This is a genomic window from Streptomyces sp. NPDC006552 (assembly GCF_040611655.1).
In the GTDB taxonomy this organism is placed as follows: Bacteria; Actinomycetota; Actinomycetes; order Streptomycetales; family Streptomycetaceae; genus Streptomyces.
This window is the reverse complement of the sequence record NZ_JBEXOS010000048.1, coordinates 30,903-45,145: the sequence shown is the minus strand read 5'-3', so window position 1 is coordinate 45,145 and position 14,243 is coordinate 30,903. Positions and strand designations below refer to the sequence as shown.

Annotated in this window: 15 protein-coding genes; 5 read left to right on the top strand and 10 right to left on the bottom strand. The window is 72.9% G+C overall.

What is annotated here, in order from left to right:
• Positions 1 to 171: 171 nt before the first annotated feature.
• Entirely contained in the window at positions 172 to 1,185 is a 1,014-nt protein-coding gene (locus ABZY33_RS25085) for a phosphatase PAP2 family protein (protein ID WP_356493906.1), read from the top strand.
• Between the two features lie 94 nt (positions 1,186 to 1,279).
• Here the strand turns inward: ABZY33_RS25085 and ABZY33_RS25080 are convergent, their stop codons facing one another.
• Positions 1,280 to 1,495 (bottom strand): I78 family peptidase inhibitor, encoded by a 216-nt coding sequence (locus ABZY33_RS25080; protein ID WP_356493905.1) that lies wholly within the window; start codon positions 1,493 to 1,495, stop codon positions 1,280 to 1,282.
• Between the two features lie 424 nt (positions 1,496 to 1,919).
• Here ABZY33_RS25080 and ctaD point away from each other — a divergent pair, with 424 nt between their 5' ends.
• Positions 1,920 to 3,626, top strand: coding sequence for a cytochrome c oxidase subunit I (gene ctaD, locus ABZY33_RS25075; RefSeq protein WP_356493904.1), 1,707 nt, complete (start codon positions 1,920 to 1,922; stop codon positions 3,624 to 3,626).
• Positions 3,627 to 3,648: 22 nt separating this feature from the next.
• Here the strand turns inward: ctaD and ABZY33_RS25070 are convergent, their stop codons facing one another.
• The 3 genes from ABZY33_RS25070 to ABZY33_RS25060 form a co-directional block, all read right to left on the bottom strand.
• Positions 3,649 to 4,425: a hypothetical protein gene (locus tag ABZY33_RS25070; RefSeq protein WP_356493926.1), complete on the bottom strand. Its 777-nt coding sequence runs from the start codon at positions 4,423 to 4,425 to the stop codon at positions 3,649 to 3,651.
• 59 nt (positions 4,426 to 4,484) lie between these two features.
• Positions 4,485 to 5,732 (bottom strand): glycosyltransferase family 4 protein, encoded by a 1,248-nt coding sequence (locus ABZY33_RS25065; RefSeq protein WP_356493903.1) that lies wholly within the window; start codon positions 5,730 to 5,732, stop codon positions 4,485 to 4,487.
• 184 nt (positions 5,733 to 5,916) lie between these two features.
• Complete coding sequence (locus ABZY33_RS25060; RefSeq protein WP_356493902.1) at positions 5,917 to 6,378, bottom strand: transglycosylase family protein; 462 nt, start codon at positions 6,376 to 6,378, stop codon at positions 5,917 to 5,919.
• A 212-nt stretch (positions 6,379 to 6,590) separates the two neighbouring features.
• Between ABZY33_RS25060 and ABZY33_RS25055 the strand changes: the two genes are divergently transcribed.
• Positions 6,591 to 7,388 carry a hypothetical protein gene (locus ABZY33_RS25055; RefSeq protein WP_356493901.1) on the top strand — a complete coding sequence of 266 codons (798 nt, stop codon included), beginning with the start codon at positions 6,591 to 6,593 and terminating at the stop codon, positions 7,386 to 7,388.
• A gap of 187 nt (positions 7,389 to 7,575) precedes the next feature.
• On the top strand, positions 7,576 to 7,857 hold the full coding sequence (locus ABZY33_RS25050) for a hypothetical protein (protein ID WP_356493900.1): 282 nt from the start codon (positions 7,576 to 7,578) through the stop codon (positions 7,855 to 7,857).
• Positions 7,858 to 7,900: 43 nt separating this feature from the next.
• On the opposite strand, the gene der is transcribed toward ABZY33_RS25050, so the two are convergent.
• The 5 genes from der to aroH all read right to left on the bottom strand — a co-directional run bounded on the left by der (position 7,901) and on the right by aroH (position 12,337).
• Complete coding sequence (der, locus tag ABZY33_RS25045; protein WP_356493899.1) at positions 7,901 to 9,376, bottom strand: ribosome biogenesis GTPase Der; 1,476 nt, start codon at positions 9,374 to 9,376, stop codon at positions 7,901 to 7,903.
• Positions 9,377 to 9,452: 76 nt separating this feature from the next.
• Positions 9,453 to 10,151, bottom strand: coding sequence for a lysophospholipid acyltransferase family protein (locus tag ABZY33_RS25040; protein WP_356493898.1), 699 nt, complete (start codon positions 10,149 to 10,151; stop codon positions 9,453 to 9,455).
• Positions 10,109 to 10,804, bottom strand: coding sequence for a (d)CMP kinase (gene cmk / locus ABZY33_RS25035; RefSeq protein WP_356493897.1), 696 nt, complete (start codon positions 10,802 to 10,804; stop codon positions 10,109 to 10,111). The genes ABZY33_RS25040 and cmk overlap by 43 nt, the downstream gene beginning before the upstream one ends.
• Before the next feature lie 88 nt (positions 10,805 to 10,892).
• Entirely contained in the window at positions 10,893 to 11,978 is a 1,086-nt protein-coding gene (locus ABZY33_RS25030; protein WP_356493896.1) for a prephenate dehydrogenase, read from the bottom strand.
• Positions 11,975 to 12,337, bottom strand: coding sequence for a chorismate mutase (gene aroH, locus ABZY33_RS25025; protein ID WP_356493895.1), 363 nt, complete (start codon positions 12,335 to 12,337; stop codon positions 11,975 to 11,977). The genes ABZY33_RS25030 and aroH overlap by 4 nt, the downstream gene beginning before the upstream one ends.
• A 167-nt stretch (positions 12,338 to 12,504) precedes the next feature.
• Between aroH and ABZY33_RS25020 the strand changes: the two genes are divergently transcribed.
• Positions 12,505 to 13,212, top strand: coding sequence for a nucleotidyltransferase domain-containing protein (locus ABZY33_RS25020; protein ID WP_356493894.1), 708 nt, complete (start codon positions 12,505 to 12,507; stop codon positions 13,210 to 13,212).
• Between the two features lie 7 nt (positions 13,213 to 13,219).
• Here the strand turns inward: ABZY33_RS25020 and ABZY33_RS25015 are convergent, their stop codons facing one another.
• Complete coding sequence (locus tag ABZY33_RS25015; protein WP_356493893.1) at positions 13,220 to 14,242, bottom strand: ADP-ribosylglycohydrolase family protein; 1,023 nt, start codon at positions 14,240 to 14,242, stop codon at positions 13,220 to 13,222.
• Position 14,243 lies beyond the last annotated feature (1 nt).

The window sequence follows — 14,243 nt, the reverse complement described above, 5'->3', positions numbered from 1 at the left end:
CGCGCCATAACGAGACCCCGGAAACGATCAGCGAATAACAGAGGACTTCCGGACCCGGTTATCGGAATGCCCGGAACAAAAGAAGTTCTGAGAGGAATCCCACATCACATCGTCATCACAAAGCCACTGTTCCGTGCTGGTGCGCCGCGCGCCCGCTGTAGCGTCGATTGGGTGCGTACCGAACGGAACCTGACCCGCCGCCTCGAGCGGGTCTTCGCCCGGCTCGACCGCGAGCCCGAACGGCCGGCCCACCTGGACATGCCCAGGATGAGCCGGCACCGCGTCGTGCTCCTCGGGCTGACCCTCTCCTTCTACCTCGCGATCGTGGTGGCGGTCCTGACCACGTCGTGGCTGGTCGCCTTCGACTGGCAGGTCATGTTCTTCCGGCCCTACCAGCAGTGGCCGGAGATCCACGCCTTCCTCGACTACTGGGTGGTCCTCGGCCAGCGCGGCCCCACCGCCGTGATGGTGATGGCGTGGCTGGGCTGGCGCTCGTGGCGCCAGCACACCCTGCGCCCGCTGCTGATGTTCGGTACCGCACTGCTTCTGCTGAACGTGACGGTGGGCGCCGCCAAGCTCGGCATGGGCCGCGCCGGACCGCACTACGCCACCCTCATCGGCTCGAACGAGATGTGGCAGAACGGCGATATATTCCCTTCGGGCCACACCGCCAACGCGGTGGTGACCTGGGGAATCCTCGCCTACCTGGCCTCCACGCCGCGCGCCAGGCGCTGGCTCTCCGCGGTCTCCGCGGTGATCTCCCTGAGCGTCGGCCTCACCACCGTCTACCTCGGTACGCACTGGCTGAGCGACGTTCTCCTCGGCTGGGCCGCGGGCCTGCTCATCCTGCTCGCGCTGCCCTGGTTCGAGCCGGCGGTCGCCCGCGTCGAGGCCGTGGTCCTCGCCGTCCGCACCCGTTGGCGCACCCGCGGCGCCGGTCTGGCCGCACCAGCCCCGGCCCCCGCGCGGGTCCCGGCCCGCGCCCCGGCCCCCGCCGAGGACGGGCCCCGGTCCCGCGAGCCGGTCGGCGCCGCGCGCCCCACCAGCCGCCCCTCCGCGCTGCTCGCGCCGGGCCCGCACACCCCGCGCGGCGAGCGCACGCCGGTCAGCCCGGCGGGCAGCAGGCGCCCCGCGACCGCCCGGAACCCCGCACGGGCCGCGACGACGGACCCGCAGCGGGCCTAGCTCCCCCGGATCAGCGGGCCCGGTACGCACAGCCGGTCCGCACCGCGAAGGGCCCCGGAACCTCCTGGGAGGTTCCGGGGCCCTTCGCGGTCGCTCAGCCCTTCCAGCAGCGGGTCACCGTGCCGTCCGTGACCTCGAAGTTCAGCCGCCCCGTGCGGTACTCCATCGTGATGACCGCCCCCGGCGGCAGCTGCCGGACGGTCGACCAGCCCCGGCCGCGCGCCTGCCGCTCGGCGGGCTCGGCGGCGAGCCCGACGTACGCGTCGGGGGTGTCCTGGGGCTCTGCGGGCGGGGTCGGAATGGGTGCCATACGGCCACCGTAGGCGGTCGGACCGGGCCGCGCCAGGGCCGCCCGCGCGCGGCCGTCACGGGCGGCCCGGTCACGCTTTCGTCACAAGATCACGACAGTTGTTTCTGTCGAACTTCCTCACACGATCGGGCGGTTCCCGACTTCTTACGCGCTTCTTATCCGGGCGCTCCCGGTGGCCGCGCCCGGAATTCCACCGGTCCGCCGGAAGCCCGTCGGCCGCGCCGGGGAAAGCCATTCACGGCGGCTTCCCGATTTCCCGCACCGTGTCGATTCCGCCGTGCGACAGGCGAGTTGAGGCCGTCCGGGAATTGCCGGTCCAGGCCGGGAAGAGGGCGTTGCCCCCTGTCGCGGCGCGGGCGACGCGAGCATCATGACGGGTGTTGTCCGTCAGGCCCGGAACGCGTCGACAGCGAGGGGACAGCCCATGGGAACGACCGGTGTGCAGGCCGGGCCACCGGCGGTGGAAGCGGTCCGGGAGCGCCGCCCGGGCGGGGTCATCGTGGAGTGGCTGACCACCACCGACCACAAGAAGATCGGCCACCTCTACCTGATCACGGCGTTCGCCTTCTTCCTGGCCGGCGGGGTCATGGCCCTGCTGATGCGGGCCGAACTCGCCCGCCCCGGACTCCAGTTGCTCTCCAACGAGGAGTACAACCAGCTGTTCACCATGCACGGCACGATCATGCTGCTGCTCTTCGCGACGCCGACCTTCGCCGGCTTCGCCAACGAGATCATGCCGCTGCAGATCGGCTCGCCCGACGTCGCCTTCCCCCGCCTGAACATGCTCTCGTACTGGCTGTTCCTCTTCGGCGGCCTGATCGTGCTCGCGTCGCTCATGGTGCCGGGCGGCGCGGCGGACTTCGGCTGGTTCGCCTACGCGCCGCTGAACAGCCTGACCCGCTCCCCCGGCATCGGCGCCGATATGTGGATCATGGGGCTCGCGCTCTCCGGGTTCGGCACGATCCTCGGTTCGGTGAACTTCCTGACCACGATCATCGGGATGCGGGCGCCCGGCATGACGATGTTCCGGATGCCGATCTTCACCTGGAACACGCTGTTCACGTCGATCCTGGTGCTGCTCGCGTTCCCGGTGCTGGCCGCCGCGCTGCTCTGCCTGGAGGCGGACCGCCGGTTCGGCTCGGTGGTCTTCGAGGCCCAGTACGGCGGCGCGCTGCTGTGGCAGCACCTCTTCTGGTTCTTCGGCCATCCCGAGGTCTACATCATCGCGCTGCCGTTCTTCGGCATCATCAGCGAGATCCTGCCGGTCTTCAGCCGCAAGCCGATCTGGGGCTACACGATGCTGGTCGGCGCGACGATGGCGATCACCGGTCTGTCGGTGGTCGTGTGGGCGCACCACATGTTCGTGACGGGCGGCGTCCTGCTCCCCTTCTTCTCCTTCATGTCCTTCCTCATCGCGGTGCCGACGGGCGTGAAGTTCTTCAACTGGACGGGCACGATGCTCAAGGGCTCGCTCTCGTTCGAGACACCGATGCTCTGGTCGGTCGGCTTCCTGGTCACGTTCCTGTTCGGCGGCCTGACCGGCGTCATCCTGGCCTCGCCGCCGATGGACTTCCACGTCTCGGACACGTACTTCGTCGTGGCGCACTTCCACTACGTGGTGTTCGGCACGGTCGTCTTCGCCACGTTCGCCGGATTCTTCTTCTGGTGGCCCAAGCTGACCGGGAAGATGCTCGACGAACGGCTCGGGAAGATCCAGTTCTGGACGCTCTTCGTCGGCTTCCACCTGACGTTCCTCGTGCAGCACTGGCTGGGCGCCGAGGGCATGCCGCGGCGGTACGCGGACTATCTCGCGGCGGACGGGTTCACGGCCCTGAACTCGTTGTCGACCGTGGGCTCGTTCCTCGTCGGCCTGTCGACCCTGCCGTTCCTGTACAACCTCTGGAAGACGGCGAAGTACGGGACGAAGGTCGAGGTGGACGACCCCTGGGGCTTCGGCCGCTCCCTGGAGTGGGCCACCTCGTGCCCGCCGCCCCGGCACAACTTCACGACGCTGCCGAGGATCCGCTCGGAGTCCCCGGCGTTCGACCTGCACCACCCGCGGTTCGCGGCGCACACCGCTGCCGGGCCGGGCACCCACAACCCGGACACCGGCGCGCACGTCGGCGAGTGAGCGGGCGCTGCAGCGCGGGGCGCTACGCCACCGGTGTCACCACGATCGCGAGGTCGTTGTCGCCCGTGTAGTACGGCTGGGCGTCCAGCTCGCCCCCGGCGACGCTCACCCGGCTCGCCGGGTAGGCGAAGATCGGCTTCTTGTCGGCGACGTCGTCCAGGAGCCGGGCCAGGCGCACCTCGGGCCCGTCGTCCCCGCCCGGCCGCAGCCACAGCTCCCAGCGCCCCTCGGACAGTTCGTCGTACCCGATGCGCAGGGTGAACTCGGTCCCGCTCACGCCCAGTTCGCCCCGCAGGACCGGTCCGGCCGCCGCGTGGGCCCGTATCTCCGCGTGCGCCTTGGCGGTGAACTCCGTGCCGTAGAGCCGGCCCTGGACGGTCAGCTCGCCGTCGGCGATGTGCACTTCACCGGCCTCGGCGTGCGGGGTGCGCAGCCAGCTGCGCACGGTGAGGTTGCCGTGCTTGGTCGCGTACGGGATGCGCACGGCGACGTAGCCGCGCGATCCGCCGGGCGCGCGGTCCACCAGCGAGCGCAGATCGTTCACGCCCGGCACGAGGCGCACCGGCTCGTCCCCGGCGACCTGGACATAGGCGTCCCAGCGCCCCTCCGGCAGGCCGACACTGATCGGCAGGGTGGCGCGCAGGCGGCCGTCGCCGGCCGGGGTGAGCGGCAGCCGCACCTCCTCCTCGTCGGCCCGGCGGACCAGTACGAGGTGGGCCGGGACGGGGCCGCCGTGGTCCAGGACGTCGAAGGTGAGCCCGCCGGCGGAATCGGCGATGCAGTCGGCGCGAGGTGCCATGCGGACGGTCCTGTCGTCGGGCGGGGGGACGGCGCGGGGCGAGGCGAGCGGTGTGGTCGTCATGCGGTGCGCCCCTTCTCCGGTGGTCTCAGCGCGTCGCGGACGGCGTACGCGCCGCTCAACAGGGTTCCGCGCGCCCGGTGCAGCAGTCCGACGGAGCCGCCGCGGCCGCCGAGCGAGCCGAAGAGGTCCTCGTAGCGCTCGGCGATGCGCGCGGGGTCGAAGCGCGCGGAGTGCGTGAGGGCGCGCGCCGCCATCTGCTGCCGCAGCGCGTCGTCGTTGATCAGTTCGAGCAGGCCGCCGGCGATCGCGTCCGCGTTGCCGACCTCCACGAGGCGTCCGTCGACACCGTTGTCGATGATCTCGCCGGGGCCGTGCGGGCAGTCGGTGGAGACCACGGGCAGACCGCACCGCATCGCCTCGACGATCGTCATGCCGAACGATTCGAAGGTCGACGTCACCGCGGCGACCGACCCCTTGGCCCACTCGGGTTCGATGGGGTGGGCGGTGCCCATGAGGAACACGTGGTTGTAGAGGCCGCGCTGGTCGATGAGGCGGCGCAGCTTCTCCTTCTGCTTGCCGCCGCCGTAGATCCGCAGCCGCCAGTCGGGGCGCTCGGCGCGCACCTTGTCGAACGCCTTGATCAGCAGGTCGTACCGCTTGACCGGGGCGAGCCGGCCCGCGGCCACGACCCACTTGCCGCTGCCGTCGGCCGGCGCGACGGCGGGCGCGGGCACGGGGTTGGGCATGGACTCCAGGCGCACGCCGGGCAGCCGCATCCGGTCGCGGTAGGCGCGGGCGTCGGCCTCGGTGGTCGTGGTGAGCGCGTCGAGGCGCGGGTAGACGGTGCGCAGCCGGCGGCGCAGGGCCGTGGAGTGCGTGTCGAGCGTGAGGTGCTCCTGGCCGACGCGGAGCGGGCCGCGCCGGGTCTGCCGGGCGAGGTGCACGTTCAGGCCGGGCCGGGTGCCGACGACGACGTCCGCGTCGACGGCGGACAGGTGCTCGGCGATGCGCCGGTCGGTGAGCGCGCTGTACTGGTCGTAGCGCCCCTCCTGCCGGGGGAAGACGGAGGCGGCCCTGTGGTACTCGGGGTCCTCGCCCTCGTATGCGGGCGAGTTTGGGCGCAGGTCGACGAGGTGACGGAGCCGCACGCGGGGATCGGGCGCGAAGACGGGGGTGTCACGGTGGCGGAAGACGGAGACGACCTCCACGTCATGCTGCTCGGCCAGGGTGTTGGCGAGGTTGTACGTGGTGCGGATCGTCCCTCCGATCCCGTACGCATTGTGAATCAGGAAAGAAATCTGCATACGTCCCCGTATCCCACCATTCCTCGCGACCGGTCCGGACGGCCTGCTCCGGTCCGAACAGCCCGGGTCCTCCGCCTACCAGGTGGTTAGACGGGGATCTCCCGGCGAGGGTTGTGCGCCCTCACCATCTTGTTCCAGAACAGTTGCCTGATCGGTAGCCGCTCGCGGGAACTTCCGGCGCCCGTCACCACTCCGGGTGATTCCGGGTCCCCCCGCCCGCCGCGGGCAGGGCGCGGCCGGTGAGCCGGTACTGCCGGGCGCAGGCGGGCCAGGCTCCCCAGCCCTGCTCGTCCACCACCTTCTCGGCCACCTTGATCTGTTCCTTGCGGGTCGCGAGATCGGCGCGCGGCGCGTACTTCAGGCCGCCGTACGCCTCCCAGGTGGACTGCTTGAACTGGAGGCCGCCGTAGTAGGAGTTGCCGGTGTTGGCGGACCAGCGCCCGCCGCTCTCGCACTCGGCGAGACAGGACCACGGCCACTGCTCGCCCGCGCAGCCGTAGGACGGGGCGGCGACCGGGTTCCCCGGACCGAAGGCGGGGGACGGGGCGGCGGAGGCGGCGGCCGGCGGACAGGCCAGGGCGAGCAGCCCGGCCAGGAGGACCACGGCCCGGCCGGACGATTTCGGCTTCAGAGGCATCAGGTACATCGGGCCACGCTAAGCAGCTGTGCCCGAGCGCCCCCGCTGCCGCGCCGCTGGCGCCGGGCGGGCCCCACCCGGTCGGCGCACCCGGACGGAACCGGGGCGGGGCCGGCCGGGCGCCCCGTCACGCGTCGATTCCGTCCGGATGTGGGCGTGACCCGGGCCGCGGATCGCCCGTTGACCCTTCATCAGCACGCATCCGATCCAGAGGAGCCCCCGTGCCGCGCTTGCTCGACGTGAGTGACGACGTCCGCGCCGAGATCGGCGACGACGAAGCCGACCGGCTGCTCGCCGGTGAGAACACGCCCGGCGGTTACGACTGCACGTCCTGCCGCACCCCCGGCGACGCCGCGCAGGAACGCACCAGCACGGTCCTGTTCGTGGGCGACGAGACCGCCGTCCTCGCCTTCGCCCACGCCGGCTGCCTGCCCTCGCAGGTGGTCCAGGTCGCCGAGGACCAGCTGCAGGGCGCCGTACGGGCCGTCGCCGCCGCCCCCGAAGCGGCGGCCGCCACCGTGCCGGCCCAGGCCACCGCCGCGCAGGCGGTGCTCGGCGTGACCAGCGGTCTGATCCTGATCTCGGGCGAGCTGCACCCGGCCCTCGTCATCGAACCGACCGGCCCCATCTCCCGCCCCGGCGCGCAGAGCGCCGACGGCGACGACTTCCTGCCGCTCCTGATCGAGCAGGGCTTCATGCCGGTCACCGAGCTGACCCGGGCGCCGCACCCGCTGCCCGGCTGGTCGGTGCTGCTCGCCATGGGCCAGCTGCACGCCGTGCTCCAGCCCGGCACCGGCGGCGGGCCCTCCCAGGTCGCCTGGTGGCAGGCGCACCAGCCGCTCGTGGTCACGGAGGGCTGGCGCGCCGCGGCCAACAAGACGCACACGGTGCTCGTCTTCGCCGCCCCCGCCGGCTCCATCGGCCGCCAGCCCCGCGAGGACGTGCTGCGTGACGCCCTCGACAAGGCCGCGGCCAATGGCCGCCTGGTCGCCGCCGCCATGCCGCTCGCCGGTACCTGAGCCGGCCCCGGCACCCCCGGGCCCCCACGTATGCGCCGGTCAGCTTGGTGACGTCTCGCGAAAGCCGAGGCGAAGGGCGCATCCGTCGGGGGCCCGGGTCGTTGGCACGTATGTGCACCCATACGACCCCGCCTCCAGCGCCCCCTCCACCGGACGGCGTCAGCCGTACCCGAGCTACATCCCGTCGATGCGTCCCTCCGAGGACTACGCGCCGGGCCGCTCGGCCACGCCGATCTACGACGCCCTGTGCGCGGAGTACCGCCGGTCCTTCCGGACACTGCCCGGCGACCGCAGCGGCGAGGAGGAGCTGGGCTTCACGGCCTTCGGGCCGGGGTACTACGGGACGCGGCACCACACCCCGTACTACGCGACGGGCCAGCACCACTACCCGCAGCAGAACGGGCGGCAGCCCGCACCGGGAGGCCATGTCCCGGCCGCGCTGCCGCCCGCCCCGCGCCGCGCGCACTGAGCACCTGCTCCCCAGCCCGCGGCGCACGCCGTAGGAGGTCCGGCTACTTCTTGCGTCCGCGCTTCTCCCGGACCCGCACGGAAATGTGGATCGGCGTCCCCTCGAACCCGAACTCCTCGCGCAGACGCCGCTCCACGAACCTCCGGTAGCCGTGCTCGATGAACCCGGAGGAGAAGAGCACGAACCGCGGCGGCTTGGTGCCGGCCTGCGTACCGAAGAGGATGCGGGGCTGCTTGCCGCCGCGGACCGGGTGCGGGTGGGCGGCGATCAGCTCGCCGAGGAACGCGTTCAGCCGGCCCGTGGGTACCCGGGTCTCCCAGCCGGCCAGGGCGGTCTCGATCGCCGGGACCAGCTTCTCCATGTGGCGGCCGGTGCGCGCCGACACGTTCACCCGCGGCGCCCACGCGATCTGGGCGAGCTCGGTCTCGATCTCGCGCTCCAGGTAGTAGCGGCGCTCCTCGTCGAGGGTGTCCCACTTGTTGTACGCGACGACGATCGCGCGGCCCGCCTCGACCGCCATCGTCACGATCCGCTGGTCCTGCACCGAGATCGTCTCGGAGGCGTCGATCAGGATGACCGCGACCTCCGCCTTCTCGACGGCGGCGGCGGTGCGCAGCGAGGCGTAGTAGTCGGCGCCCTGCTGGAGGTGGACGCGCTTGCGGATGCCCGCCGTGTCGATGAACTTCCAGGTGACGCCGCCGAGTTCGATCAGCTCGTCGACCGGGTCGCGGGTGGTGCCCGCCAGCTCGTTGACGACGACGCGGTCCTCGTCGGCCACCTGGTTCAGGAGCGAGGACTTGCCGACGTTCGGGCGGCCGATCAGGGCGATGCGGCGGGGGCCGCCGACGGCGGTGCCGAAGGTCTGCGGGGGCGCGTCGGGCAGCGCCTCGATGACGGCGTCCAGCATGTCGCCGGTGCCGCGGCCGTGCAGCGAGGAGACCGGGTGCGGTTCGCCGATGCCGAGGGACCACAGGGCGGTGGCGTCGGCCTCGCCGCTGGGGCCGTCGACCTTGTTGGCGCAGAGCACCACGGGCTTCTTGGCCTTGCGCAGCAGCCGTACGACGGCCTCGTCGGTGTCGGTGACGCCCACGGTGGAGTCGACGACGAAGACGACCGCGTCGGCGGTCTCGATCGCGTACTCGGCCTGCGCGGCCACCGACGCGTCGATGCCGAGCACGTCCTGCTCCCAGCCGCCGGTGTCGACGACCTTGAAGCGGCGGCCCGCCCACTCGGCCTCGTAGGTGACGCGGTCGCGGGTGACGCCCGGCTTGTCCTCGACGACGGCCTCGCGGCGGCCGATGATGCGGTTCACCAGGGTCGACTTGCCGACGTTCGGACGGCCGACGACGGCGAGGACGGGCAGCGGGCCGTGGCCCGCCTCCTCGATCGCGCCCTCGACGTCCTCGACGTCGAAGCCCTCCTCGGCGGCGAGCTCCATGAACTGCGCGTACTCCGCGTCGCCGAGCGCCCCGTGCTCATACTCCGGGTGGTCGCCCTCGGGCTGGATCTGGTCGTTCATGAAGTCCGTACCTCGTCGTTCATTCGTGGTGATCGGTGTTCCGCGGCGGACCGCGGTCCACTACTGAAAGTCTCGCTCAGCGCCCGGTCAGGCGCCTGGCGTTCGCCAGGTGCGTGGTGAGCCGCTCCTGGATGCGCACGGTGGCCGCGTCGAGCGCGGTGCGCGTACGCCCTCCGCTGCCGTCGCCCGCCTCGAAGGGGTCGCCGAAGACGACGTCGACCCGGCTGCGCAGCGGGGGCAGCTTCTTTATCAACCGTCCGCGCCCGTCCGTGCTTCCCAGCACGGCGACCGGGACGATCGGGGCGCCGCCGCGCAGCGCGAAGTACGCGAGCCCGGCCCGCAGCGAGGCGAAGTCGCCGTCGCCGCGCGTGCCCTCGGGGAAGATGCCGAGCGCCCCGCCCGCGGCGAGGACGCCCAGCGCCCGGGTGACGGCCGTCCGGTCGGTGCCGGAGCGGTCGACCTTCACCTGCCCGATGCCTTCGAGGAAGGTGCCGAGCGGCCCGACGAACGCCTCCTGCTTGATCAGGAAGTGCGTCGGGCGCGGGGCGACGCCCATGACCATGGGGCCGTCCACGTTGTGCGCGTGGTTCACGGCGAAGATCACCGGGCCGCTGGCCGGCACCCGCCAGGCGCCGAGGACGCGGGGCTTCCACAGCCCGTACATCAGGCCGACGCCGATGCGCCGGCCGATCTCGGCCCCGCGCCGCGAGGGGCCCGATGGACTGTCGGAGGTCACTTGGCGGCCCGCTTCTCCTCGACGAGGGTGACGACGCACTCGATGACCTGCTGCAGCGTGAGGTCGGTGGTGTCCACCTCGACGGCGTCCCCGGCCTTGGCCAGCGGCGACGTCTTGCGGGTCGAGTCGGCCGCGTCCCGCTTGATCAGGGCCTCCTGCGTGGCCTTGACGTCGGCGCCCTTCAGCTCGCCGGAGCGGCGGGCGGCGCGGGCCTCGGGCGACGCGGTGAGGAAGATCTTCAGGTCGGCATCAGGCAGCACGGTCGTGCCGATGTCCCGGCCCTCGACGACGATGCCCCGGCCGTCCGCCGCGGCCGAGGCCGCGATGGAGCGCTGCAGCTCGGTGATGCGGGCGCGCACCTCGGGGACCGCGCTGACCGCGCTGACCTTGGAGGTGACCTCGCCGGTGCGGATCGGACCCGCCACGTCCGTGCCGTCGACGGTGATGGTGGGCGCGGCCGGGTCCGTGCCGGAGACGATCTCGGCCTTGCCCGCGACCGCGGCGACCGCGGAGGCGTCGGTCAGGTCGATGCCGTTGTTCACCATCCACCAGGTGATCGCCCGGTACTGGGCGCCGGTGTCGAGGTAGCTCAGGCCGAGCTGGGCGGCGACGGCCTTCGAGGTGCTCGACTTGCCCGTGCCGGAGGGTCCGTCGATGGCGACGATCACGGCTGCCGGGGCGGCGGTTTCCACGGTGACGGACACCTTTCTGAGTGCGCGGGGCAGGAGGGCGGGGCGCGAGGACGCCCCGCACAAGGTTACTGGCTCCCGCGAGCGCCTCTTACTGCCGCATCGACCAGCCGCGCTCGCGCAGCGACGCGGCGAGTTTCGGGGCCGCGGCGGGCTGCACCATGAGCTGCACGAAACCGGCCTGCTGACCGGTGGCGTGCTCGATGCGGACGTCCTCGACGTTGACGCCGGCGGCGCCCGCGTCCGCGAAGATGCGGGCCAGCTCGCCGGGCTGGTCGGAGATGAGGACGGCGACGATCTCGTACGCGGCCGGGGCGGCGCCGTGCTTGCCGGGGACCCGGCTCTGGCCCGCGTTGCCCCGCCGCAGCATGGTCTCGACCCCGTCGGCGCCCGAGCGGCGCTTGGCGTCGTCGCCGGACTGGAGCGAGCGCAGCGCCTGGACCGTCTCGTCGAGGTCGGCGGAGACGGCGGAGAGCAGGTCGGCGACCGGCCCCGGGTTCGCGGAGAGGATGTCGATCCACATGCCCGGCTCGGACGCCGCGATCCGCGTCACGTCGCGGATGCCCTGCCCGCAGAGGCGTACCGCGCTCTCCTCCGCGTGCTCCAGGCGGGCCGCGACCATGCTGGAGACCAGGTGCGGCATGTGCGAGACGAGCGCGACGGCCCGGTCGTGGGCGTCGGCGTCCATCACGACGGGCACGGCGCGGCACAGGGCGACCAGTTCCAGGGCGACGTTCAGGACCTCGGTGTCGGTGGCCGGGGTCGGGGTCAGCACCCAGGGGCGGCCCTCGAAGAGGTCGGCGGTCGCGGCGAGCGGTCCGCTGCGCTCGCGGCCGCTCATCGGGTGCGTGCCGATGTACGCGGTGAGGTCGAGACCGAGGGCCTCCAGCTCGCGGCGCGGGCCGCCCTTGACGCTGGCGACGTCGAGGTAGGCGCGGGCCGCGCCGGCCCGCATGGCGCCGGCGAGGGTGGCGGCCACGTGGGCCGGGGGGACGGCGACGACGCACAGGTCGACCGTGCCCTCGGGGGCCGCGTCCGTCCCGGCGCCGAGCGCGGCGGCGGTGCGGGCCTGGGCGGTGTCGTGGTCGGCGAGGTGCACGGTGACGCCGCGCGAGACGAGGGCCAGGGCGGCGGAGGTGCCGATGAGGCCGGTGCCGATGACGAGTGCGGTTCTCACTGGGCGATGTCCTTGCGCAGGGCGGCCGCGGTGCCGAGGTAGACGTGCGCGACGTCGGCGCGGGGCAGCTCGGTCTCGACGTGCGCGAGGATGCGGACGACGCGCGGCATGGCGCCTTCGATGTCCAGTTCCTGGGCGCAGATCAGGGGCACGTCGACGATACCGAGCTTGCGGGCGGCGGCCGCCGGGAAGTCGCAGTGCAGATCAGGGGTGGCCGTGAACCAGATGGAGATCAGGTCGTCGCCGGTCAGCCGGTTCCGCTCCAGGACGGCTGTGAGCAGCCGGCCGACCTGCTCGTCCATGTGCCCGGCCTCGTCACGCTCGAGTTGCACGGCGCCCCGGACCGCTCGTACCGCCACGGTGTCACTCCTTGATCCGTTCATACGTCTGCCATGGTCAGCGTAGTGGCGCCGGTGGGCGGCGGCGCGCGGCGCCCGTCTGTCGAGACGGGCCGTCCACGGCCGGGCGGGAGCGCGGGCGCGGAAACTCGCTCGGCCCGGCCCGGGGGACGCCGTACGCTCCCCGCATGGAAGCGGAGCACACGCTCGGCGCGGACCTGGTGCGCGACCACATGGTCTACGCCTGCGTCATGGGTTCGCGCGCCTTCGGCCTGGCCACGGAGGCGAGCGACACGGACCGCCGCGGCGTCTATCTGGCGCCGACGCCGCTGTACTGGCGGTTCGACAAGCCGCCGGCCCACGTCGAGGGCCCGGCGCCGGAACAGTTCTCCTGGGAGCTGGAGCGCTTCTGCGAGCTGGCGCTGCGCGCCAATCCGAACGTCCTGGAGTGCCTGCACTCCCCGCTCGTCGAGCACGCCACGGCGACCGGCCGCGAGCTGCTCTCGCTGCGGGGCGCCTTCCTCTCCCGGCAGGCCCACACCACGTTCGTGCGGTACGCGGCCGGCCAGCGCAGGAAGCTGGAGGCCGACGTCCGCACCCATGGCGCGCCGCGCTGGAAGCACGCGATGCACCTGTTGCGGCTGCTGATGTCCTGCCGCGATCTGCTGCGCACCGGCGAGCTGGCGATCGACGTGGGCGAGGAGCGCGCGCCGCTCCTCGCGGTGAAGCGGGGCGAGGTGGCCTGGGCGGAGGTGGACCGCCGGATGACCCGCCTGGCGGCCGAGGCGGACGAGGCCGCGGTGCGCACCCCGCTCCCGGCGGAGCCGGACCGGGCCCGGATCGAGGACTTCCTGGTCCGGGCCCGGCGCGCCTCGGCCGTGGAGGGCGCCGCTTAGGGCGCGCTCAGGGCGCGTCCCACCGCGCGCCGAACGCGAGCAGCTCGTGACGGTGCTCGATGCGGGCCACCCACTCCGTCGGCCAGGCCTCCGGCCCGCGGTGGGCGCCCGCGAAGGCGCCGGTCAGCGCCGCGATCGAGTCCGAGTCGCCGGAGGTGCAGGCGGCGCGGCGCAGGGCGAGCACCGGTTCGTCCACGAAGAGCAGGAAGCACAGCAGGCCGGTGGCGAGCGCCTCCTCGGCGATCCAGCCGGCGCCGGTGGCCAGGCAGGGGTCGGTCTCCGGGGAGGGGGCCGCGAGCGCGTCCCGCAGCCGGTCGAGGACGCCGAGGCACTCGTCCCAGCCGGCGGCGATGAACGCCTCGGGGCTCGCCGCGCCGCCGCGCCGCCACAGGTCGCCGAGCCACGCCTCGTGGTAGGTCACGCGGTTCTCGTACGCGTAGGAGCGCAGGCGGCCGACGAGCCCGGTCGGTTCGGCGCCCTCGGCGAGCAGCCGGACGGCGTGCGCGGTGAGGTCGGAGGCGGCGAGCGCCGTGGGGTGGCCGTGGGTCAGCCCGGCCTGCAACTGTGCGGCGCCCGCCCGCTGCTCGTCGCTGAGCGCGGGCAGCAGTCCGAGCGGGCTGACCCGCATGTTGGCGCCGCACCCCTTGGAGTGCGGCTGGCTCGCGTCCTGCCAGGACCGGTCCCGGGCGGTGAGCAGGTCGCAGGCGCGCAGGCAGGTGTTGCCGGGCGCGCGGTTGTTCTCCGGTGACCGGTACCACGCGACGAACTCCGCGCGCAGCGGCCCCTCGAACCGCTCCGGCGTGAGCGGCCCCTGGTCCACGGCGGTGAGCAGCCCCCGGGCGACGGCGAGCGCCATCTGGGTGTCGTCGGTGATGTACGCGACGGGGCCGGGCAGCTCCATCGTGCGCCAGGGCCCGCACTTGGCCAGGATCGCCGGTACGTCGTTGAACTCGGTCGGGAAGCCGAGCGCGTCCCCCAGGGCGAGCCCGAGCAGCGATCCGGTCGCGGGGTTGGTGGTCGTCGGCGTCATC